This window comes from Anaerosporomusa subterranea (assembly GCF_001611555.1).
Classification (GTDB): domain Bacteria; phylum Bacillota; class Negativicutes; order Sporomusales; family Acetonemataceae; genus Anaerosporomusa; species Anaerosporomusa subterranea.
This window is the reverse complement of sequence record NZ_LSGP01000001.1, coordinates 195,120-217,051: the sequence shown is the minus strand read 5'-3', so window position 1 is coordinate 217,051 and position 21,932 is coordinate 195,120. Positions and strand designations below refer to the sequence as shown.

16 protein-coding genes are annotated in these 21,932 nt (G+C 48.3%); 3 read left to right on the top strand and 13 right to left on the bottom strand.

Annotated features, from left to right (window positions below):
* Nucleotides 1-346: 346 nt before the first annotated feature.
* Nucleotides 347-1,249: a LysR family transcriptional regulator gene (locus AXX12_RS00875; protein ID WP_066236823.1), complete on the bottom strand. Its 903-nt coding sequence runs from the start codon at nucleotides 1,247-1,249 to the stop codon at nucleotides 347-349.
* 151 nt (nucleotides 1,250-1,400) lie between these two features.
* Here AXX12_RS00875 and AXX12_RS00870 point away from each other — a divergent pair, with 151 nt between their 5' ends.
* Complete coding sequence (locus AXX12_RS00870; RefSeq protein ID WP_066236821.1) at nucleotides 1,401-2,798, top strand: sodium:solute symporter family protein; 1,398 nt, start codon at nucleotides 1,401-1,403, stop codon at nucleotides 2,796-2,798.
* Between the two features lie 250 nt (nucleotides 2,799-3,048).
* On the opposite strand, the gene AXX12_RS00865 is transcribed toward AXX12_RS00870, so the two are convergent.
* The 3 genes from AXX12_RS00865 to AXX12_RS19550 all read right to left on the bottom strand — a co-directional run bounded on the left by AXX12_RS00865 (nucleotide 3,049) and on the right by AXX12_RS19550 (nucleotide 6,246).
* Nucleotides 3,049-4,326 carry a lactate racemase domain-containing protein gene (locus AXX12_RS00865; protein WP_461781723.1) on the bottom strand — a complete coding sequence of 426 codons (1,278 nt, stop codon included), beginning with the start codon at nucleotides 4,324-4,326 and terminating at the stop codon, nucleotides 3,049-3,051.
* Nucleotides 4,327-4,379: 53 nt separating this feature from the next.
* Complete coding sequence (locus AXX12_RS00860) at nucleotides 4,380-5,345, bottom strand: bile acid:sodium symporter family protein (protein WP_066237271.1); 966 nt, start codon at nucleotides 5,343-5,345, stop codon at nucleotides 4,380-4,382.
* A gap of 733 nt (nucleotides 5,346-6,078) precedes the next feature.
* The gene (locus tag AXX12_RS19550; protein WP_197470605.1) at nucleotides 6,079-6,246 is read right to left on the bottom strand and encodes a hypothetical protein; all 168 of its coding nucleotides are present in this window, start codon (nucleotides 6,244-6,246) and stop codon (nucleotides 6,079-6,081) included.
* Between the two features lie 316 nt (nucleotides 6,247-6,562).
* Here AXX12_RS19550 and AXX12_RS00855 point away from each other — a divergent pair, with 316 nt between their 5' ends.
* Nucleotides 6,563-7,930: a DEAD/DEAH box helicase gene (locus AXX12_RS00855; RefSeq protein WP_066236818.1), complete on the top strand. Its 1,368-nt coding sequence runs from the start codon at nucleotides 6,563-6,565 to the stop codon at nucleotides 7,928-7,930.
* A gap of 59 nt (nucleotides 7,931-7,989) precedes the next feature.
* On the opposite strand, the gene AXX12_RS00850 is transcribed toward AXX12_RS00855, so the two are convergent.
* The 3 genes from AXX12_RS00850 to AXX12_RS00840 form a co-directional block, all read right to left on the bottom strand.
* Nucleotides 7,990-10,338: an ATP-dependent DNA helicase gene (locus AXX12_RS00850; RefSeq protein ID WP_066236816.1), complete on the bottom strand. Its 2,349-nt coding sequence runs from the start codon at nucleotides 10,336-10,338 to the stop codon at nucleotides 7,990-7,992.
* A gap of 15 nt (nucleotides 10,339-10,353) precedes the next feature.
* Nucleotides 10,354-10,977: a DUF3298 and DUF4163 domain-containing protein gene (locus tag AXX12_RS00845; protein ID WP_082816623.1), complete on the bottom strand. Its 624-nt coding sequence runs from the start codon at nucleotides 10,975-10,977 to the stop codon at nucleotides 10,354-10,356.
* Nucleotides 10,978-11,053: 76 nt separating this feature from the next.
* A complete protein-coding gene (locus tag AXX12_RS00840; RefSeq protein WP_066236815.1) occupies nucleotides 11,054-11,965 on the bottom strand; it encodes a fumarylacetoacetate hydrolase family protein in 912 nt (303 codons plus the stop codon).
* Nucleotides 11,966-12,140: 175 nt separating this feature from the next.
* Here AXX12_RS00840 and AXX12_RS00835 point away from each other — a divergent pair, with 175 nt between their 5' ends.
* Nucleotides 12,141-12,782 carry a cysteine hydrolase family protein gene (locus tag AXX12_RS00835; protein ID WP_197470604.1) on the top strand — a complete coding sequence of 214 codons (642 nt, stop codon included), beginning with the start codon at nucleotides 12,141-12,143 and terminating at the stop codon, nucleotides 12,780-12,782.
* 204 nt (nucleotides 12,783-12,986) lie between these two features.
* On the opposite strand, the gene AXX12_RS00830 is transcribed toward AXX12_RS00835, so the two are convergent.
* The 6 genes from AXX12_RS00830 to AXX12_RS00805 all read right to left on the bottom strand — a co-directional run bounded on the left by AXX12_RS00830 (nucleotide 12,987) and on the right by AXX12_RS00805 (nucleotide 21,854).
* Nucleotides 12,987-14,543, bottom strand: coding sequence for an ABC-F family ATP-binding cassette domain-containing protein (locus AXX12_RS00830; protein WP_066236812.1), 1,557 nt, complete (start codon nucleotides 14,541-14,543; stop codon nucleotides 12,987-12,989).
* A gap of 233 nt (nucleotides 14,544-14,776) precedes the next feature.
* The gene (gene hrpB / locus AXX12_RS00825) at nucleotides 14,777-17,230 is read right to left on the bottom strand and encodes an ATP-dependent helicase HrpB (protein ID WP_066236811.1); all 2,454 of its coding nucleotides are present in this window, start codon (nucleotides 17,228-17,230) and stop codon (nucleotides 14,777-14,779) included.
* Between the two features lie 4 nt (nucleotides 17,231-17,234).
* A complete protein-coding gene (locus tag AXX12_RS00820; protein ID WP_066236808.1) occupies nucleotides 17,235-17,990 on the bottom strand; it encodes an energy-coupling factor ABC transporter ATP-binding protein in 756 nt (251 codons plus the stop codon).
* Between the two features lie 2 nt (nucleotides 17,991-17,992).
* A complete protein-coding gene (gene cbiQ / locus AXX12_RS00815) occupies nucleotides 17,993-18,799 on the bottom strand; it encodes a cobalt ECF transporter T component CbiQ (RefSeq protein ID WP_066236806.1) in 807 nt (268 codons plus the stop codon).
* A 205-nt stretch (nucleotides 18,800-19,004) separates the two neighbouring features.
* Nucleotides 19,005-20,042, bottom strand: a complete 1,038-nt coding sequence (locus tag AXX12_RS00810) for an energy-coupling factor ABC transporter permease (RefSeq protein ID WP_066236804.1) — start codon at nucleotides 20,040-20,042, stop codon at nucleotides 19,005-19,007.
* Nucleotides 20,043-20,471: 429 nt separating this feature from the next.
* Complete coding sequence (locus AXX12_RS00805) at nucleotides 20,472-21,854, bottom strand: aminotransferase class V-fold PLP-dependent enzyme (RefSeq protein ID WP_231881736.1); 1,383 nt, start codon at nucleotides 21,852-21,854, stop codon at nucleotides 20,472-20,474.
* Nucleotides 21,855-21,932 lie beyond the last annotated feature (78 nt).

Below are 21,932 nucleotides of genomic sequence, written 5' to 3'. Positions count from 1 at the left end.
ACGCATCCAGCTAATGACCTCCAACCTCCACAAACAAAAAAATGACCACTCTGGACGTGTCACTATCAAGAAAAGTAAACCAGGAGTCAAATTTACCCGTCTAACGACGGCTTGCCCAGCTCTGCAAAGGCATAAATGCTGGTCGAGTCTTAAGACTCTCTGAAAGGCATACCAGGCATACCAACCAGACCTGAGCCTGTGCAGCATTCGCTGTTTTTAGCCGGAAAATCAGGGTTAACAAATTCCATACCATTCTGCGCATGCTTTTGAGGTTTGGTGCTTGTTTTTGAAGCTCATATGTCCAGCCTGACAAATACAGATTTAGGTATCTTTATTAAATTCGGTATTAGGATTCAACAGTCAAAGATTTTGAATGCATCGTTGTAAACAAAGTTAAAAAATTATGGGCCGCAGCGGACAAGTAGCGGTTCCGCATCCAGATGACTGCAGCAGTAGTTTCAAGGCAGGGATTAGTAATTGTTTTATACGTAAGATTAGTACTCGGAATAAGACCAATCGCTGCCCTGGGTACAATGGCTATTCCTATGTCAGCATCAGCCCACACAAGAATCGGCATAACATCATCACTCATACACACAAATTCTGGTGCAAAACCGAATTGTTGGCAATACTCAACAATCATTGCTTCGTATTTGCGGTGAATCAATAAAGGCTTGCCCGCCAGTTCCGACAACTGTATGCAATCTGTATGGTCACCTAGATAGTCATTGTGGTTTTTATTTATAGCGGCGACTAATGGTTCATTCGGTAGTTTTATTGATTCGTAGATTTCTGCATCAAATGGGAACCGAACTATCCCTATTTCAATTGATCCTCTATTTAAAAGCTCGGTAATCCGGTTTGTTTCCCCTTCCCACAATTGAAAACTAACACTGGGAAATGAGCTTCGGAATGCTCGTACAACTCCGGGTAGAATTGTAACGCCTGAAGAGGTTACTGTACCGATAGATAATGTACCATAAGTTCCAGCATTGAGTTGTCTCATTTCCTTAACAGTATTGTCTACTTGACCTAAAAACTGCTCGGCTCGATTACGCAATAGGCGACCGGCCTCGGTAAGTTGGACTTTGCGTTTTCCTCTTTCGAATAGCTTGACTCCCAACTCTTCCTCTAACTGCTTCATTTGACGGCTGAGCGGAGGTTGAGCAATATGCAATCGTTTTGCAGCGGCATTGATACTTCCTTCCTCGACAACTGCCAGGTAGCATTTCATATCCTTGATATCCATAGTGAACACCTCCATGTTATACCCACGTAGTATAACATCTCAATTTTATTAGTATTATGAGTATAATAACAATTTTGATATAATCGTAGTTGAAAGCACGGCGCTGGTCAATACAATTTTATCTCATAACTTGCCTTAGGGAGAGTCAATAATGGAATTAAGCAACATTCATTTATTGAGTTTGATAATAACGATGTTGTCAGTCATAGTACTTGGTTTATATTCTTCCCGCAAAGTGAAATCAGCAGACGACTTTAGTATAGGCAGTCGATCATCGAGCACAGCAATTGTTTCAGGTACTATCGTCGGTACAATTATCGGTGGTGCCGCTACGATGGGTACTGCCCAATTGGCTTTTTGTGTGGGACTGTCCGCTTGGTGGTTTACGCTTGGCTCCGGCATCGGGCTACTCATAATGTCCATCTTCTATGCAGGTTCCTTACGAAACTCTGGCATGGAGACCATTTCACAATACCTCGTTCTTCATTATGGAAAAGCCGCTGGTCCTATAACCAGTGTAGTTTCGTCATTAGGAATTTTCTTTAGCATTGTAGCCAGTATGCTCACGTCTGTTCATCTGTTATCTTCGGTTTTTAGTGTGACATCTGGAGTGGCAGCCGGTATTACCGTTATCATTGTCATCGCTTACGTATTCTTTGGTGGAATAAATGGTACTGGCTTGTCAGGCATTTTCAAACTGAGCCTGCTTTACATTACGCTGCTGGTCGCAGGGGCTACGTCATTTAAGGCTATGAACGGAATGAGCGGACTTGAAGCATTTTTCCCGGCTGATCCGTGGTTTAATTTATTTGGAAGAGGCGTTTGGCTAGATATCGGAAATGCCGTTTCTCTTGTGGTCGGAATTATATCGACTCAAACTTATGTCCAGGCAATTTTTGCGGCACGCGATACACGGACCGCTGCTGCCGGTTCTTTAGTAGCCGCCCTTGTGACGATTCCTGTCGGTCTCCCCTCAATCATGATTGGAATGTACATGCATGCGAATTATCCAGATATGCTCCCTATTAATGCTTTGCCAATGTATATGATTTATAATTTGCCAGAATGGCTAGGAGGCGCCGCAATAACCGCGCTTCTTCTGTCATCCATTGGATCGGTTGCTGGCCTTGCCTTGGGCGTTGGAACAATGCTTTCAAGAGATATCATCAGCGAACTATTTGGTTTCAGTGGGGCTAAGAGACTATTATGGCTTAACCGGACATGCATATTGATTATAACGATATGCGCAGCTTTATTCGTTTTCGGCAATATGCAATCTCTAGTTCTGGAATGGAACTTTTTATCCATGGCCTTACGCGGAGTTGGTATTTTTGTACCATTGACTATAGCGATATTTTTCCCCGGTAAACTCCCGCCGAAAGCTGCTATTTGCTCAATGATTGCTGGTGTGGCCGTTTCTTTGCTATGGAACATACTGTACCCGGAATATAAGAATCCGTTATTTTCGGGTCTTGCCGTGAGTTTGGTTGTCGCTGTTGTAGGGATAGCAGTAAACAATATGGACAGATCGTGGTTTGTTCAGAAATAGTTACAACAATCTATTCTCTCACTCGGTTCCAGAACAAAGAACTGGCAAACGATCCTGAAAAATATGAAAGTAAATAAGGAGGTGCAAAGACCAGGCAAACCGCAATTTATATCGGTTTGCCTGGTCTTTCAGTTAGAGTATTATAGTCAAATCCACCCCTCTACCGGATGGCTTACTCAACAACGTAGATGGTTTTCTTCAACGGCCTGAAGATCTGTGTTCGCAGAACCTCATTTTCGTATTTATCTATTTACTTACCCAGTTTAGGCAGGGTATTCGCTCCCTGTGGCATGATATGGGTTTTCAGGCCTTTCCCTCGTTTCGCATAAACCAACGCGAGCGCTTCGTCTAGTGTCTTTACGACTTTGATATTCGCTTTTTTCAATAGATCAGTATCCAACGTTGAAACAAGTATCAAATCAAATTTGGCCGCTGACTCACAGAAGAAATATGCCACATATTTAGAAATGCTGTAATTGCTCCGCAAAGCGTCTTCCCGCGCTAATACTGAATCATAATTCAAAAGCATGTCCTGTACTTCAGCATTACCGCCTAAACCTTCGGGACTCTCAGTCAGGATAATCATGGTTCCGCCGACTTTCGTCGCTTCACGAGCGTTAATCAGCGTCTTGATTGATTGATAGAGGTTTACATCTTTCGGGCTGCCGCCAGCCGTGGCGATGACCAGATCTGCTTTTTCTTTGATCGACACTCCGTCAATGGCGTCGACCATGGCTCGACCATGATCATGAGCGGCGATATAATGGCCTGCCACAGCGCCGGCAATTCTTCCCTCGGCTGTGATTACGTTAAATAGGAACGTCGGTCTAACAAAACTTGCCGCTTCCAGCATATCCAAATGAATCAGGTTATTATCGGCATTACCCGAACGCACATCAGGATGAGGGCCTTCGCCCCGTACGGGATTAAGCGACAAGGCATGGTTGGTCATTACGGTTTCGTACGCAGAGATACCGGGGAGAATATACTTTTTACCGCCTGCCCAACCTGCCAAGAAGTGATAGACAATCCCGCCGGTCAGCACGATATGATCGCATTCCATGGCTTTTTTGTTTATCCACACCGGCGTACCGAAGGTTGTTTTTCCAAGATAAACTAAATTGTCTTTATCACAACTGTCATGATCAACAACTTGAAACCGGTCAGCCAATTCAGGCCCCAACAATTGTCGATGTTCCTCTGGTGTTTGTCCACGATGAGTCCCTACAGCACAGATAAAGAGAATATCCTCATCCTTAACTCCGCCTCGCTGTAGTTCTTCTACCAGGAAAGGCAGGTATAAGTCTGTCTTCTGCCAGGTCCGGGTAATGTCCGGAATAACCACACAAACCCGCTCTCCCGGATGAACCAACTCAGAAAGCCGTGCACTGCCAATCGGATGCGCGAGCGCCTCTTGGACAATCTCGGCTTCCGGTTTATCAAAAGTAATCAGATTGCTCTCAATAACTTGAAGAATGTCATCTTCTTCCACCGTTAGAGCCACTTCGCCAGTACCGTACTTTAACATAAATTCTTTTACCACTCTGATCATCCTTTCTCCATTAATTCAAGTCCTCTTTATCACACCGGTTCATTAACAAGTGTTATTTCCGCATCAGGTGTAGGCTTATTGCCCCAATAGCTGGCTAACATACTGCCGCTGAGGTATTCCCAAACAGTCATGACAGCACCTGGCAAAGCCGCCATTGGATCTAAATGAGCTAAAGCCAGCGCAACTGTCAGACCTGAGTTTTCCATGCCAATTTCAAACGTAATAGCGCGAGACTTTTTATCTGACATACCAACCATCTTACCAGAATAATAACCCAGAAGCAGACCAGCTGAATTGTGAAGCATGACTGCTAAGCCTAGCACAAGCGCCATTGTCGCCATTTTAGACGCATTCAATGCCACTACGGAAGACATGATAGCTATAATGAAGACAACCGACACCGCCGGAACCACCTTGGTTAGTTTCGCCACCAGGCGGGGCGCCAGCATGTTCAGGACAACGCCGGAAGCTACAGGAATTAGTACAATCCAGACAATATCCAGAAGCAACGCACCAGCATCAATAGGGATCATCGAACCTGCCAGCAATAAAAAGATATACGGGGTAAGCACTGGCGCCAATATTGTATTCACACTCGAAACCGTGACAGAAAGAGCTGTATCCCCTTTGGCGATAAACGTCAAAACGTTAGAGCCCGTACCACTTGGGCAAGCCCCTAAGAGAACCATGCCCGCAGCTAAAGCAGGCGGCAGCCCCAGCATCTTGGCCACACCAAAGCCAACCAAGGGCATAATGAGATAGCGGAAAAAGACACCATAAAAAACATCTTTAGGCCGGGTTAAAACAAGCCGAAAATCCTCGAGCGACATGGTAAGCCCCATTCCCAGCATTATAATCCCGAGGAGATATGAAATATACTTGCCAATTGGCTTGAACGGTGCCGGATAAAAGAATGCAATTGCTGAACAAAGCACCACCCACAACGTCATATGCCGACAAATAAACTGAGCCAACTTCTCCAAGTACTTCATAATCAATAACCTCCTAAAATAATAAAATAAAAAACCTCTTGTCCTTCAAGTCAATCGACTTAAAGGGGCAAGAGGAAATTCTCGCGGTACCACCCTTTTTCACAGATACGAATATCTGCATCTCATTAGGTCAAACAACCCTAGCAGGTTAACGGTTGCACTCCTTGCGGAGCTGAGGCCGGCGCAGCTTACTTCTGAGACCGTTGAAAAAACTCCACCTGCGTTGTCGCGACTGCGTTTGCTTGCTTGCGTACCTTTATGTACGCGGCGCGGCGCAAGCCTCGCTGCTCCTAGCATCTGGAGCTTTTTCAACTAGTCTCAAATCTTGTATGAAGCTGTTGCTCTTGCAACAGCCACCTTGTTCAGCTTTGCTGTTCAGGAGTGATCTTTGCATTCTCGTCGTTGCCGGTTCACACCAACCACCGGTTCTCTGAAACAACATGCAGAACACAACGTTCTCCCTCATCACATTTATTATATATATAATTTTCTCGACTTAAACTTATGTAAATAACTATACGCCTACAGTGTTCTTCTGTCAATGGGAATTTATATATGACACACTGCTACGCGGTCTCTAGCGGAAGTCCGGGGCCATTCCACAGAGACACAGATAAAGAGTGGCTTAAGTTTGGGGCCGCATGGCTGGCAAAATAGCCAATACTCCTCTGCGACCTCTGTGTATCCTCTGTTTAGTTTACAAAAAAGCTTTCGGCGATTGCCGAAAGCTTTTTTTCTACTTGCTATACGATTGAAGATACTTTGAAGCCAACTGTTCGTATTTCTCAAGTGTTGAGACAATACCATCGCCGCTATGCGCTTCTTGCAGAATGCGACGAATTTCGAACGAATGATAACCCAAAAACGACAAGCGTTTCAGAAGTTGTTGTGTGCGTTGTTCCATAATTTGCTTTTCCTCCAAAATTCATATATAATTAGGTAATTATCCCGCGCCACGCTGGCACGTTCAGCCGCTAACTACCTCGACTATTACCAAATTACAATACGAACAGGAAGCAAATCAGCATACATGCTCTGTTTAATGTCTTGATAAAAATTTGCTATGAATAGTCTTTGTTATTATATGATAGAAGCTATCATTTGTCAACAAAATGCTCAATAAAGCTTACCGTTTGACTGCGCAGAATCGGCCAGCCGTGTAATAGCCCGGCGGATAATCATCCATATTAATAACAGCAAGAATTCTAGGAGGTTTAAACATGGAAAAATTCAAAGCGCTCGGAATCAGTGACTTGATTACACAATCATTGAACAATATGGGGTTTGAGGAACCCACCCCCATACAAGAGAAGGCCATCCAACCCGCAATGCGCGGCCAAGATCTAATCGGTCAAGCGCAAACAGGCACCGGAAAAACAGCTGCCTATGGCATCCCTCTGATTGAAAAGATGGAAGGCGCCCGCGAGAAAGTACAAGGGTTGGTATTAACCCCAACACGCGAGCTCGCCATCCAAGTCGCAGAAGAGCTTAACAAGATAGCGCAATATACCGATGTCCATACTCTTCCTATCTATGGCGGACAAGATATTGAACGTCAGATTAGAGGTTTGAAAAAAAGACCGCAGATCATTGTTGCTACTCCTGGTCGGTTAAAAGACCATATGCAAAGGCGCACAATCCGCCTAGACGAATTGCGCATGATCGTGCTTGACGAAGCAGATGAAATGTTGAACATGGGCTTCATTGAAGATATCGAAGAAATCCTCAGTGCAACCCCTGCCAGCCGTCAGACTCTCCTCTTCTCGGCAACCATGCCCAGAGCCATTCAGTCTCTGTCACAGCGTTTTCTCCGTAATCCGGCACTGATCAGCATCCAATCGAAGGAAGTCACCGTACCGCTAGTTGAACAGAACTATCTAGAAGTACAGGACCGCCAAAAATTTGATGTCTTATGCCGGTTGCTTGACATCCAATCCCCTGAATTGGCTATTGTCTTCGGCAGAACCAAACGGCGGGTGGACGAGCTGTCCGAGGCGTTGAAAAAACGCGGCTATGCTGCCGAAGGGATTCACGGCGATCTCACACAGGCAAAACGAGACAGTGTCATCCGCCAATTCCGGGATGGTTCCACCGATATCCTAGTTGCTACCGACGTAGCTGCACGGGGACTTGACATCAGCGGCGTTACTCATGTTTACAACTTTGATATCCCGCAAGACCCGGAAAGCTATGTGCACCGCATTGGACGGACAGGCCGGGCCGGTCAGGCTGGAACAGCCATCACATTCGTCATTCCGCGCGAAATGGATCATCTGCGGACAATTGAGCGTCTCTCCAGACGAAAAATCGTCCGCATGAGCGTTCCGACTATGAGCGACGCTCTTGAAGGTCAGCAACGCCTGGCTGTAGAACGCCTGCTGGCGGTCATCGAGGAAGGCGGCTTTGAAAAGTATAATAGCCGAGCAGCCGAACTCCTTGACGAAAATGACTCTGTAGCACTAGTGGCAGCCGCTCTTAAGCTGTTGACAAAAGAACCGGATACCACGCCAGTCCGCTTAACCGAAGAAGCGCCGCTACGGCATCGTAGCAATGATAACTTCCGGCGCCGCCCGCCACTTCGGCGGTAAAGAAAATAGTCCTAGCCTCGCTTGAGGTTAGGACTATTTTCTTTTGGGCACATCGTGTTTTAGTCCTCTCTCCAGAACTCCCGGCTGCATGCCGCTATGCCTTCAGGCGTCCGAACAGTCTGAATCGGTTTCCACCACTGTGGCAACAGCCTGCGGCAACGCTGTTGAGAAAATCGTTCGTCAATTAGCAGGACTATCCCCCGATCCGCATCAGTCCGGATTACACGTCCGGCGGCTTGCAATACTTTGTTAATCCCAGGGTAAAGATAAGCGTACTCAAAGCCCCTACCATTCTGGGCATCATAGTAAGCGCGAATAATCTCCCGCTCGGTACAAACCTGCGGTAAACCGATGCCTACAATCACCGCGCCGGAAAGTTGCTCACCAATCAGATCAATACCTTCGCCAAAGGCGCCACCTAACACGGCAAAACCGACAAGCGTACCTTCGCATTGATTGGTAAAGCAATCCAGAAATGCTTCTCGTTCCGCATCAGTCATTCCCGCCGACTGGCAGATAAGCTGATCTTCGTTGGTGCGTTCAGCATAACGGGCTGCAACTTCCTGTAAATAGCGATATGAAGGAAAAAATACTAGATAGTTGCCCTGTCTCGCCGAAGTTACCGTTGCAATGGCTGCAACGACTGCATCGTAGCTTGAATCACGAGTTTTATAGGTAGTAGCGATATAATCAGCCACCAGCACCCGTAGATTATCACGTGGAAAGGGCGAAGCGACAGACAAGCTTCTGTCTGTTTCATCGCCAGCGAGCATCGCATGAAAATACTCGAGCGGCGACAATGTGGCAGAAAAGAAAACCGTCGGGCGGCCTAAAGTTAGGACTTGGCGCAGCAGGCGGGACGGATCCACACAGAAGAGCTTGACGGCTACATCGCCGCCAGTTTTTTTCTCCACATAAAAGAGATAGTCACTTTCATACTCTTCCGCAGTGCGTAGAAACGCATGAATATCGAAGTAGACTTGCAGAAGTTGTTCTCTAAAGGGAGCAGGCTCATTGCGAGCGAGCCAAGCATCAGCAAGCTTGACAAATTTATAAAGCGGCGATAATACGTCCGCTGGCAGCTCATTTTGAACCAGCAGTTTAGCTTCCGTCTGCTCACATGCTTTACCCCAGCGGGCGAGGCAGGTCTGAACTGGCGCTAGCGCTTTGGCCAGCTTGGGCTGGGATTGTTTCAATGCCTGCTTCAATTCGCTGATTGGCTTCTTTGACAGTGTTGCAGAATACATCTCCCGCGCCCGGTCGGCCAAGTTGTGCGCTTCATCAATCAACAGGCAGTGGCTTCCGGCATCTTCAGCAAACAATCGTTTCAGCGAAACGCGGGGATCAAACACATAGTTATAATCACAAATCACGCAATCTGCCCACAACGCCAAATCAAGCGAAAACTCGAACGGACAGATCTGATATTTCTTCGAACACTCTTCGATAACGATGCGAGTAAATACCGGTTGTGCGTAGATCTCGCGTAGCGCGGCATGAATCCGGTCATAGTGTCCGCACGCATATATGCATTTTTCCGGATCACAATCAGTCTCTGCGTTAAAACAGATTTTGTCTTTCGCGGTGAGGGTGAGAGACTTCAGCACTAAACCCTTTTCTCGAAGCGTTGCTAATGCCTGTTCAGCAATTTCTCGTGTGCTGGTTTTTGCAGTTAGATAAAAGATCTTCTCTGTTTTACCTTCACCGATCGCCTTTACAGCAGGAAACAGTGACGCTAGGGTCTTGCCGATCCCGGTCGGCGCCTGGGCAAACAGTTTATTGCCAGCAGTCACAGTCCAGTATACAGCGACCGCCAGCTCACGTTGACCCGCCCGGAACGAATCAAAAGGAAACTTCAATTCTTTGATCGACTGATTGCGGTCGGCTTGTCCCTGTTGAATCAACCTTGCCCAATCCAAGTAGCGATCAATCAAATCGCTAAAAAACGCGGTTAGGTCAGAAATTGCGTAGCATTGCACAAAACGCAGGCACGTCTTGTCCTCTACTTGATAGTAGGTCAACTGCACCGCTATCTTCTCCAGGCTCTGCTGCAGAGCATAAATATAGGCGTAACATTTCGCCTGGGCCCAAAATAACGGATTGTCGTCTTCATGAATCGCGTTTAACGCAGTATCGGTGGATTTGATTTCATCAATAACGGTAACGTCGTCTTGTTCGATGATTCCGTCAGCCCGCCCACCTATTTCAATGACGAAATCCTCTGCCTCAATGGTATGAGATAGAGCAACTTCTGGGCGATAATGGGCTGGTTGCGCTTTCTGCACCTTTTGGTGCGCTTTAGTGCCTTCAACCGCGCGCGACCTGCCTGAGAACGTTGATGTGAGATCGCCTGAGCGCAGAACGAATTCAACTAGGGTGCGTACTGACAGCCTAATTTTCGTTTTCATGATGATCAGGAACGCTTAATATTCAATGGGAAAGCGGACAAATCCCCACGCATATGGCGCCAGTTCGTACAGTTGATAGAAAATGACTATTTTCCGATCAGGCATCAGATAAAAATCCGGTTCCCTTTTTATTTCTGTGAAAGGCTGGAGTAAGGGTGTTTTCTTATCAGCAATTTGCTGCTTGATCGTACGATTGATCCGGTCACGCTCCCAGGGAGGAATTAAGTCGGTAAACTGGTACAAGTAGCCAGTCGCTAAATCAAAGGTATAGCCTTGCATAGTTGACATGCCATGCGCGCCGCCAGAGTAATGATATTGAGTGATCGTCAGGCTGAGTATGCCATCAGCGTTTTGATGGATGACATAGCGGCCTACAGCCTGCTTCACATAGGGGTCTTCTGCCATGCCTGCGCGAAAGCGAGCCACATGATCGCTCAACAGGGAATTGATTTTTTCTGTAGCAACCGAATTATCCAGACCCTTTACAACAGGGTACTCGATATCGATGATCCCGTCGCGAATTGTTTGTTGAGTAATATCAGCAAACTCCCGGGGATCCGCCAGTACAGGATCGCTAGGAAAAAAGCAGAGGAGGATGAGAAGTACTTGAAGGAAAAGTCGTAATGATAACGTCTTCATGAGACTACCTCCGTTGATAGTTAAAAAAAACGGGCTGGCGCATAGGCCAGCCCGCTACCTTAACAGATTTTCAAATTCATTCTACCCGGTTTTTCAATATGCCGATCCCTTCGATCTCCAACTCCAGCTCATCCCCAGGCTGCAGGAACTTCGGCGGGTTAAAGCCTGCACCAACACCAGCTGGAGTGCCAGTCGCAATGATATCGCCTGGTTCAAGAGTAATGCCTGCAGAAATGGTCGCGATCAGAGTCGGAATCGAAAAAACCAGATCCTTTGTGTTAGCATCTTGCCGGATTTCACCATTCACCTTAGAGCGAATTGACAAACAGTCAGGATGCGGTAATGCGCTCTTATGCACAAGGTACGGCCCCATCGGCGCGAAAGTATCGAGACTTTTGCCTAGGAACCATTGCAGGTGTTTCTTTTGCAAATCGCGGGCAGTAATGTCATTAATGATGGTATAGCCAAATATATAATCCATCGCATCTTCGGCAGAAATTTTATACCCCTGCTTGCCAATTATGACCGCAAGCTCAACCTCATAGTCCAGTTCACTGGTCACATCACTGTGCGAGTGAATGACATCCTGGTGCCCGATGATCGCTGTTGCAGCCTTGGTGAATACAACCGGATGTTTCGGTACAGCAATATTAGCATCTTTCGTTTTATCAAACTCTAGTGCGTGTTCTGTATAGTTTTTGCCGATACAAAAAATGTTTTTCGGCGGACGTTCAATGGGAGCGCTTATTTTAACAGAGGACAATGGAATACTTGGGCAATCGGTATCTGTTTTGGCCTTTTCGATAATGGTGCGGATGCGTTGCAGGGCTGGTTCGCCTTGCTGAATCACATCCAGCATAGTCAAGCCCACTCCAGTTGTCCCGAAATAACGCTGTTCAGCCATAATCAGTGGAATGACCGACTGTTTATCTGCAGTCAGAATTCCCACTCGCTGCTGGCCTGCAGCTTCATATGAAAGCAAATGCATGAATGATTCCTCCTCTTGGATCCTTAATTAGTATTTTCCACATATGTAGGGAGAAATCCTGTTTCTCAATCGCGTTTGTTAATAAATAAAACGATGCCGGGATTATATTTAGGAAGAAAAAGGGACTCAGATGTTTCATGTCGAAAGGATGCAAAAAATCAAGAGGAGGTTCGCTATGAAATCGCTACCGATTCGGACAAGCATCCTTCTGGTTCTCTTAATGTTCCTGACCACCACAGGCTTTTCTGCCGAGCCAACAAAAACCGTTATTGATGAATGGTCTTCTATTACGGCCCCACCGCCGCCTGAGCTCAAAGTCATCACTGTCAATCCGCAGACAACAGCCTTGCTAATCCTTGACATCCAAACCCGTATGGTCGAACAGCGGCCGCGCTGCGCCGAATCAGTGCCAAAAATCAAAGACATGCTGGATCGGGCGAGAGCCAAAAACATGCTAGTGGCTTACAGTTTGACCTCGGCTGCCGTGCCAGCCGACATTGCCGCCGCTGTCGCGCCTCTGCCGAACGAGCTGATAGTTAAGTCCAGCGTGGATAAATTTTATAATACAGACCTTGACTTTACCTTAAAAGCCAGAGACATAAAAACTGTCATCATCGTTGGCACTGTCGCTCACGGCGCTGTGCTCAATACAGCGACTGGCGCGTCTGTGCGCGGTTATCAAGTGATTGTCCCGGTTGATGGCATGTCGGCTGATACTCTCTATCCAGAGCAGTATACAGCGTGGCATCTCATGAACAGCCCAGGAACAAGAAATCGGACTATGCTGACGAAAATTGACATGATAACGATCGAGTAAGTCTATACAACAAAGCCGTCTGACTAGTCAGACGGCTTTGTTGTATAATTTTCGGGCTTAGCGCTCCTTAAAAGATCGTGTATAGAGCGTTCAGATGCCCTAGCTGCTAGGCAGCGCTACCTACCCCCAGTAGCAACGCGTACAATATGGTACGCTAGCAAAGGGTAGGTAGCGCTAACAACGCAGATGGGGTATATCAACGCTCTATACAATTTTCGTTGTCCAGTCTTCGACATTCCAAACCGCCGTGACCCAATCCTCGTAGAAATCCGGTTCATGGGAGACCAGCAAGACTGTCCCCTTGAATTCCTTCAAGGCTCGCTTCAATTCTTCTTTCGCCTCAAAGTCCAAATGGTTGGTCGGCTCGTCGAGCACCAGCCAGTTGATATCCTTTTGCATCAGTTTGCAAAGACGCACTTTGGCGTTTTCGCCGCCTGAGAGCACCATCATTTGACTAGTGATGTGCTCATTCGTCAGACCGCAACGGGCCAGTGCAGATCGCACCTCGAAATTGGTCATGCCTGGGTATTCTTCCCAGACTTCTTCGATAGCAGTTCTGCTGTTGTTACGGGACGATTCCTGCTCAAAGTAGCCGGGGAAAAGGTAATCGCCTAATTCCACTTTGCCAGCGATTGGCGGAATGATGCCTAAAATTGTTTTCAGCAAAGTAGACTTGCCTAAACCGTTAACACCGCGAATGGCGACCTTCTGTCCGCGTTCGAGGGAAAAATCCACCGGTGTAGTCAGTGGTTCATCATAGCCAAGCACTAATCCTGACGCTTCAACAATAAAGCGGCCTGGTGTTCTCGCTTCCCGAAAACCAAACGTCGGCTTCGGCTTTTCTCGCGGTTTTTCGATCATTTCCATTTTTTCGAGTCGCTTCTGGCGGCTGTTAGCCATACCGCGAGTGGCAACCCGGGCCTTGTTTCGAGCAATGAAATCCTCCAGACGGTCAACTTCCTGCTGTTGACGCTCATAGGCGCGATTCTCCTGGCTCTTCTTCATGGCATACATCTGCTGAAACTGTTCATAGTTGCCTGTATAGCGAGTAAGTGTCGCATTTTCCACATGATAAATAACATTAACCACTTCATCAAGAAATGGCAGGTCATGAGACACGAGAATAAAGGCATTCTCGTAGTTCTTCAAATACCGTTTTAGCCATTCGATATGCTCAAAGTCGAGATAGTTGGTCGGCTCGTCTAGAATAAGAATAGTTGGATTCTTCAATAACAGTTTTGTTAGCAGAACTTTAGTCCGCTGACCGCCGCTCAGATCAGACACATCGCGATCCAGCCCAATATCGCCTAAGCCTAGACCGTTGGCGACTTCTTCTATTTTAGCGTCAAGCATGTAGAAGCCGCTATGTTCTAAAAGGTCCTGCAATTCGCCGACATCTTCCATCATGCGATCTAATTGGTCTGGCGAAGCATCTCCCATTTTATCATAGATTGCTAGCATCTCCGCTTCCCAATCGAACATCTGTTGAAACGCCTCACGCAGAATATCGCGAATGGTTCTGCCTTTGGCAAGAGCGGAATGCTGGTCCAAATAGCCTACCGTCACCCGGTTCGACCATTCAATCTTCCCCTCATCAGGCGCCAATTGACCGGTAATTATGTTTAAAAACGTCGATTTTCCTTCACCATTTGCTCCGATCAAGCCTACGTGTTCACCTTTAAGCAAACGAAAAGAAGCGTCCTCCAATATCTGGCGGGCGCCAAAACCGTGAGTTACATGATCTACAGTTAATACGCTCATGCTTTTCTCCCAAAAGCCGCTATCGGCGTTGATAAAGGCCCATCTGCGTTGCACCCGTAAAGGGTGTCGCGGCGTGGTTTCCAGGGCTGCCTAGTGATGCTACTCAGCTCATGTAGGACAGGGTGGTAGTTTGTAGTCTCAAAGACAACAACACCTGGACCTCTCTGAACGCCCTAAGAACGACATATTTTTAATATTATTTTATATTATTCTAGCGTATGCAGGACAACACGTCAAGAAGACGGGCGAACCCGATGAGTCGGCGTCGCCTGCAGCGGATCGTCAGGCCAGTAATGTTTCGGATAGCGGCCTAAAAGTTCCTTCTTTACAGCAAAGTAACCTGTTCGCCAGAAGCTAGCTAAATCCTTTGTCACCTGAACCGGCCGCTGCGCCGGCGAAAGCAGCCGCAATGTTAGCGGCACTCTTTTCTGACCAATTCGCGGTGTTTCGGCCATTCCAAATAGTTCCTGCAAACGCACAGCGAGTGATGGAGCTTCTGGATCACTGTAATCTAACGGTAGCCGCTGTCCGCTAGGCACAGTCAGGTGAGTGGGCGCATATTCGTCTAATTTTTGTCGTTGCTCCCAAGTCAACATCGACTCAAAGATCCCGGTCAGATTTAGGCGTTGCAAGTCGGCCACACTCTTCATAGCATATACATATGCCGCTAGCCAATTCTCCAGAGTCGAAATAAGCATCTCATCAGACAGATCAGGCCATGTCAGATCGAGTCGTTGCATGAACTGAACGCGTTGACGGAATTGGCGGGAAGATCGGCTCCAAGGCAACACCCCTAAGCCTTCTTCCCTGACTCCTGCCAACAGCACTGCGATACACGCCTCAGAGTCAGGTTCATGCATCGGGACATCACTTAGAACTAACGCGCCGAGTTTTTCCAGCCGTCTAGCCCGCACAGCTTTAGCCTCTCTATCCCAAGTAATCTGCGTTTCGGTTTGAATACTTTCGTTAAACTGATGCTTCAAATCAGCAAGCGTGACCGGCGCAGCCAAATAAATCCGACTTTCCGGGCCTTTGTCATCCAGTTCGGCAATACAGATATACGGCTCACTTGAAAGTGGCTGAACGTTCGTAAAAGACGCGCCCCGGCCGTTTGTCAACAAAAAGCGGCCATCAGCGCGCCGCTGGGCGATACGGTCTGGGTAGGCGAAGCAAAGCAACAGGCCGCATGCTTCAAGGTCTTCTTCACGGCGCTGGTCAATACCAAACCACCGCCGCAAATAGTGCGACTGCGCCACAACCTGACGGCAGGACGGATGTTGTTGCTGCAGAGCCTCCAGACGCAATCGCAGGTCTGCGTCATTTTTTCGCTCACTGTTCCGTAATACATCCCGTTCACTGAGCAGAGCCGCTAAATCACAGCCCAAGCCGCCGACAGCTAGCTTTTGCGCCAGCACGATCATATGGGCCAGACGCGGATGCAACCCACTGTCAGCCAATCGCCGCCCATGATCAGTAAGCAAATTGCCTGCTAACGCACCGAGATTCTGCAGCAATTCCTGAGCCTGAGCCAGCGCTGCTGCTGGCGGCATATCCAGCCACTTCAGTTCCTGCGGCTGCGTTCCCCAAGCTGCCAATTGCAGCGCCAGTGGTGCCAAATCAGCTTCCAGAATCTCAGGTCTAGACCGTTCCTCTAATCTACCATCTGCTTCTTTTGTCCACATTCGCCAGCAAATGCCAGGACCCAGCCGGCCGGCGCGGCCCCGGCGCTGATCGGCAGAGGCTTTTGACACTGCAACGGTCTCCAAACGCGTCATCCCGGTGCGGGGCGAAAAGCGAGGTGCGCGCATCAGGCCACTATCAATCACGACTCTGACACCCTCGACCGTCAGACTGGTCTCAGCAATGGCGGTTGCCAATACAACCTTTCTCTGTCCCGCCGGACTCGGCAGCAGCGCCTGATCCTGCTCTGCCTGCGATAGACTGCCATACAAAGGAGCAATACGGGCTTGCTTTCTATCCTGCTGGAGCAGCAAGGATTCCACCCGGCGAATTTCAGCTTCACCGGGTAAAAAGACGAGAATGTCTCCAGTCTCATTAGTTAATGTCTCGATGATCTGCCGGGCTATGGCTGTTTCTAGCCGTTCCTGAGGCGGACGTGCCAGCCAGCGGGTCTCCACGGGAAACAGTTGTCCCTGTCCGGTCAATACTGGCGCAGCATCCAGCAGTTCTGCCACCGGTGCAGAATCAATGGTTGCCGACATGATCAAGATGCGTAAATCCGGTCGCAATACGGCTTGCGCCTGTAAACTAAATGCCAAGCCGAGATCAGCCTGCAAGCTGCGCTCATGAAATTCATCAAAAATCAGCACCCCGACTCCGTCAAGCCCTGGATCGGTTTGCAGCATTCGGGTCAAGACACCTTCGGTAACAACCTCAATCCGCGTATTCTTACCGACCTTGGTATCGAGACGCATCCGATAGCCGACAGTCTCACCAACAGATTCACCAAGCAGTGACGCCATATAATGAGCTGCCGCGCGGGTTGCCAGGCGGCGTGGCTCCAGCATCAGAATCCGGCGACCAGCCAACCATGGCGCATTGAGCAATGCGAGCGGAATCCGGGTGGTTTTTCCCGACCCAGGTGGGGCGGTTAGGACTGCATTAGTGTGTATTGCCAACGTATCAAGAAGCGCTGGCAGCAGCTCGCCAATAGGAAGTGTAAGCATAGTTTTACCGTCCTTGGCTGCAAAGCGGGCAGTCTTGCAAACGCAGCGGCAATTCAAGCCCATATTGCTCTAACAGTCCCTGATCCTTGAAGAGGACCTGGGTTAGACCATCAGCAACAACTTTGCCTTCGCTTAACAGTATCGTCCGTTCACACACATCCAGCGCTAGGTCGAGATCATGTGTCGCAACAATTTTTGTATGACTGAAGGAAGCCAGAAGCTCGATCAGCTTCCGCCTAGCGCGGGGATCGAGACCGGCACTCGGCTCGTCCATCACCAGAATATCAGGGATCATAGAAAGCACTGTCGCAATCGCGACAGCCCGTTTTTGTCCTCCCGACAGCTTATACGGCGGGCGCTCAGCCAAATCAGCCGCGCCAACTGTCGCCAGCGCATTAGCAACCCGTGTATCCACTTCAGAGGATGGAAAGCCTAAATTCAGCGGACCAAAGGCGACATCATCATAAACTGTCGGCATGAACAATTGGTCATCCGGATTCTGAAATACCATGCCCACGCAACGCCTGATTTGGGCGATTGTCTGTCGATTAACCGGATAATCGCCAATGCGGACAGTCCCCCGCGTCGGCAGGGTGACACCAGCCAACAGAGACAAAAGTGTCGATTTGCCGGCACCGTTCGCACCGACAATCGCCACCGATTCCCCGTGAGTAATGCGGAGAGAAATACCACGCAGCGCTTCCGTCTTATCCGGATAGGCATATTCAACAGTAATTGATTCTACGATATGATGACTCATGTTCACCGCCCCATTAATAAAGCACCCAGCCATTGCGGGAAATTAAAAATACGTATAGTTACGAAAAAACACAACCAAATCAATAGAAATATCCCATCGTTCAACCGCAGATTGCTTGATCGCATAAGACGGACTTCACCGTCGAAGCCGCGGCAGAGCATCGCCTGATAAACCCGCTGCGCTCGATCAAGGGTACGCAGCAATAGTAGTCCGGTTAATGACCCCCAGGTCCCTATGCGCACCGCCTCGCGTTCAGGTGAGCGCAAGGAGTGGGCACGAAGCGTTCTGACCACTTCCTCCATTAATACATGCAGATAGCGGTACATAAACAGAATCTGATTCACCAACGCCCGTGGAACTCCAAAGGCTTGCAGCGCCGCCCCCAGTGCGTTTATGCCGGTTGTCGCGATTAGAGCTAAGGCAGCCAGAACCGATAATGAAAACCGCAGCAAAATAGAAAAGAAAGAAACCACCCCGCCCGAAAGTGTAACGGGGCCGATTTGATATAAAGGCGTTTGATCAAACAGAGGATTGAAAACGCCAATAAATACGGCAAATGGCAGGCCTAAGAGTAGCCGTCTTAGCAGCAAGCCCCATGGCAAATCGGCCAAGCTAATAAGAAACAGTGGATATAAAAGCAGCGGAACCATGGCCGCGATCTCATATTTAGGGAAAGAAGCTGTCACAATGACAAACACTAGCGTTGCCAGCAGTTTAACCCCTGGATGTAGTTGATGAACTAGCGAATTGCCTGCAGACAACTCATCCATATGCCTGAATTCAAACCATCGTTGTTCGATTCTACTCATCAGCTACTCCTTAAGGACACCATGATCAATTAGTTTAACGTATTGCGAGATCGCCGCGCGACTAGTAGCTCGTCGCACTTAAAGTTTGAGATTAGATTGCGAGGATTTTTTCGTCCTGCGAGGCGGAGAAGCCGCGCATATCGGACATATGCAAGGCGACGACAACGAAGCAGGACGGAAAAAGACCGCAATATAAGCCATATTTTTAAGTGCGACGAGCTACTAGCTTCAGCAATTTGCCAATTGCTCCGGCTACCAGCAAGGTAATCAAAACACCGACGACTCCGGCGGTGGACTGGCCGCCATCAACCACAGGCCAGGCAGCCGGGCTTTTCCCAACTGGCTCATTCCCAGACGATACTTGACTTTCTGGCAGATTGTAATCAGGCAAAAACGCAATTTTACGTTGGAAATTTGCGAGCATCGCATGCAAGCCTTCGCGTTCTAACATTTCTTCCTGCCCGGAAGCCTTCGCGATGGACCATTCCAAGCCATCTGGGTCAGACGATGCGAACCAGGATAATGCTCCGCCTGTTAACAAAGCTAACAGCAAAAATCCGACCAACAGACCGCGAGCAGCCACAGTCCGTTGCGGCCTGCCGGCAACAGCCAGACGCATGTCTGGCCTTGCTTCAAGCACAAACAGAACCGCCGCCGCTGTCACTAGTCCTTCCATTAGCCCAATCGCCAGATGTACCGGCTGCATGAGTAACAGAAACGGTTTAAACGGAATCTCGGCGATTCCGGACGAGTGTGTTTCAAGAACTACACCAAAAGACCCCATCTGCAGGCCTACCACTGCCGCCAAGCAGATGCCAGCGAGCAGCTTGCCTTTGGCGGGGTTGCCTGCCGCAATTGGTTTATAAATAAGCGGATAAGCAACAAAACAGGGGAAAAATCCCAGATTAAAGATATTTGCGCCAAGCGCCAATAAGCCGCCGTCAGCGAAGAATAGCGCTTGAACCGCCAGGATGGACGAGATAGTCAAAAAGGCTGCATGTTTTCCCAGTAGAATTGATAATAGCAAGGCCCCACCCAGATGACCGCTAGAGCCAGTCCCGGGTATGGAGAAATTTATCATTTGCGCCGCAAATACAAAGGCCCCTAGGACGCCCATTAGCGGTGCTTTGCTATCGTCCATATCCTGTTGAACCTTTTTCGAAGAATAGGCAATTAATCCAGCCGTAGCCCCCCACATTACTGTTCCTACAGCAGGTGACAATAATGAATCAGCCATATGCATTACAGACCACACTCCTTATGGTAAAAAGATCGGTTCGCAGTCTGCAAAAAACAAGACTACGAAAAATTACCCCCGAAATTTATTCAGGGATATGACCTTCGTAGTCATTTCGTCAACGTAACTCCACCAGACGCACCGACGGATCTTCAGATTCCGTATACCAGAGACGCGCATTTCATCTCTATTTTCTTCGACATCATAATAAATATTCCTGTTTCCAGGAAAAAAAACTACTGCGACCGGTCTTTAAGACAGTACGGAGGGAATACTTTTCCACGGAGTTCACGGAGTCACACGGAGGGTTCGCACGGAGGGATACGTTTTTGGCCAGCAAAGCTGGCTAATACACCATTCGTCACCCTCTGTGTCCTCCGTGTATCCTCTGTGTCCTCCGTGTATCCTCTGTGCCCTCCGTGGAAACGTAGCAATTCAGCAAAAATCTGATTGCCACGAATTGCAGCACCGGTCATTCCGCATGGAAGCTTGATATTTTTTGGCATAGAACGCAGGATCAGCAGCAATACGACGAACAGTACGCAAGAATAACTCCACTTCCTGTCTGGTATTGTATAGGCCCAGGCTAATCCTGACCAAGCCGGGAACAGATGCGTCATCATGTGTGTGGTAGTATTTTAGCTCCTCGTCACTAATTTTCAGCAGCTTCTCGACATAGGGATGGGCACAAAAAAGTCCATTCCGCACCGCAATGCCAGCCTCCTGTGATAAGGCTTGAGCCAGTAAACCATGATCGATACCTTCCATTGTAAACGAAATCAAACTGACTCGTTCATCATCACAGGTAGGAACGCTATACAACCGGATGCCAGAAATGTCAGTTAAGCCTGCGATCACAGTAGAGATCAGGCTGCTTTCATACTGATGAATCATTTCCAGGTCGTTTGCCTCCAAGGTTCTAATAGCGGCGACCAGAGCCACCACACCCATGACATTGGGTGTTCCTGCTTCATATCTGCCTGGTGGAGCATCCCATTCAATAAACTGCTGAGAGGTTAAGTCTACCGCACCACCGCCCCACAGCAACGGTTCTGCCTGTAATAAATCCTCACTGTTGCCAATGAGAACACCCGCCCCAAATGGGGCATACATTTTATGGGCCGAAAAGGCGAGGAAATCAATGCATTCAGTCGCTTGCCCTTTGCTCATGCAAAACGGCATATGTGGCACAAGCTGCGCCCCGTCAACAAATATCTTAGCACCATGTTTATGTGCCAAGCGAGCAATCGAGTGAACGGGATTGATATAGCCGGTTACATTGGATGCCCCTGTTACGGCAACCAGAGCTACTTTGCCCTTATGCTGCTGCAGCTTGTCTTCCACATTTTTCAGTGACAACCGCCCGAAAGCATCCAGGCATGCATAGTCGACTTTGAAATGCCTTCGCCACGGGAGATCATTGGCCAGATGTTCCATGTCTGTCGCCAAAATCAGCTTTTCTCCGCCGTCATTCGCCAAAACATTGGCGAGCAAATTAATCGATTCTGTCGTACTCTTTGTAAAAACAGCCGTATCGTTTGCACCTGCGCAGACAAATTGTTTGACAGTCTGCCGTGCCTGTTCATATATGTCTGAAGTTACTATCGATTTATAACCTTTTCCCCGGTGCACTGACGAATACCAGGGAGCAAAAGCAATGATTTCATCCATGACAGCGCAAAAGGGAGGCGTCGTCGCCGCATTGTCAAAATTCGTAGCGATTACATAGCCTCCTGACGCAACAGGAACCTGAGTGTTCGCCCCCACGACGAGGCTACGCAGATATGAACTAAAAGTTACCTCGTTCAAGTCAATCACCGCTTCATCCAGTTTCAGCTGTTCAAACTAGCTTCAATATCAACTTATGCAAACAGCCGCCAATCGGTGAAGGCGAAG

Coding starts and splice junctions, on each gene's coding strand:
- AXX12_RS00875 (WP_066236823.1), bottom strand. CDS start 1,249: ATGGATATCAAGGATATGAAATGCTACCTGGCAGTTGTCGAGGAAGGA.
- AXX12_RS00870 (WP_066236821.1), top strand. CDS start 1,401: ATGGAATTAAGCAACATTCATTTATTGAGTTTGATAATAACGATGTTG.
- AXX12_RS00865 (WP_461781723.1), bottom strand. CDS start 4,326: ATGTTAAAGTACGGTACTGGCGAAGTGGCTCTAACGGTGGAAGAAGAT.
- AXX12_RS19550 (WP_197470605.1), bottom strand. CDS start 6,246: ATGGAACAACGCACACAACAACTTCTGAAACGCTTGTCGTTTTTGGGT.
- AXX12_RS00855 (WP_066236818.1), top strand. CDS start 6,563: ATGGAAAAATTCAAAGCGCTCGGAATCAGTGACTTGATTACACAATCA.
- AXX12_RS00850 (WP_066236816.1), bottom strand. CDS start 10,338: ATGAAAACGAAAATTAGGCTGTCAGTACGCACCCTAGTTGAATTCGTT.
- AXX12_RS00845 (WP_082816623.1), bottom strand. CDS start 10,977: ATGAAGACGTTATCATTACGACTTTTCCTTCAAGTACTTCTCATCCTC.
- AXX12_RS00840 (WP_066236815.1), bottom strand. CDS start 11,965: ATGCATTTGCTTTCATATGAAGCTGCAGGCCAGCAGCGAGTGGGAATT.
- AXX12_RS00835 (WP_197470604.1), top strand. CDS start 12,141: ATGAAATCGCTACCGATTCGGACAAGCATCCTTCTGGTTCTCTTAATG.
- AXX12_RS00830 (WP_066236812.1), bottom strand. CDS start 14,543: ATGAGCGTATTAACTGTAGATCATGTAACTCACGGTTTTGGCGCCCGC.
- hrpB (WP_066236811.1), bottom strand. CDS start 17,230: ATGCTTACACTTCCTATTGGCGAGCTGCTGCCAGCGCTTCTTGATACG.
- AXX12_RS00820 (WP_066236808.1), bottom strand. CDS start 17,990: ATGAGTCATCATATCGTAGAATCAATTACTGTTGAATATGCCTATCCG.
- cbiQ (WP_066236806.1), bottom strand. CDS start 18,799: ATGAGTAGAATCGAACAACGATGGTTTGAATTCAGGCATATGGATGAG.
- AXX12_RS00810 (WP_066236804.1), bottom strand. CDS start 20,042: ATGCATATGGCTGATTCATTATTGTCACCTGCTGTAGGAACAGTAATG.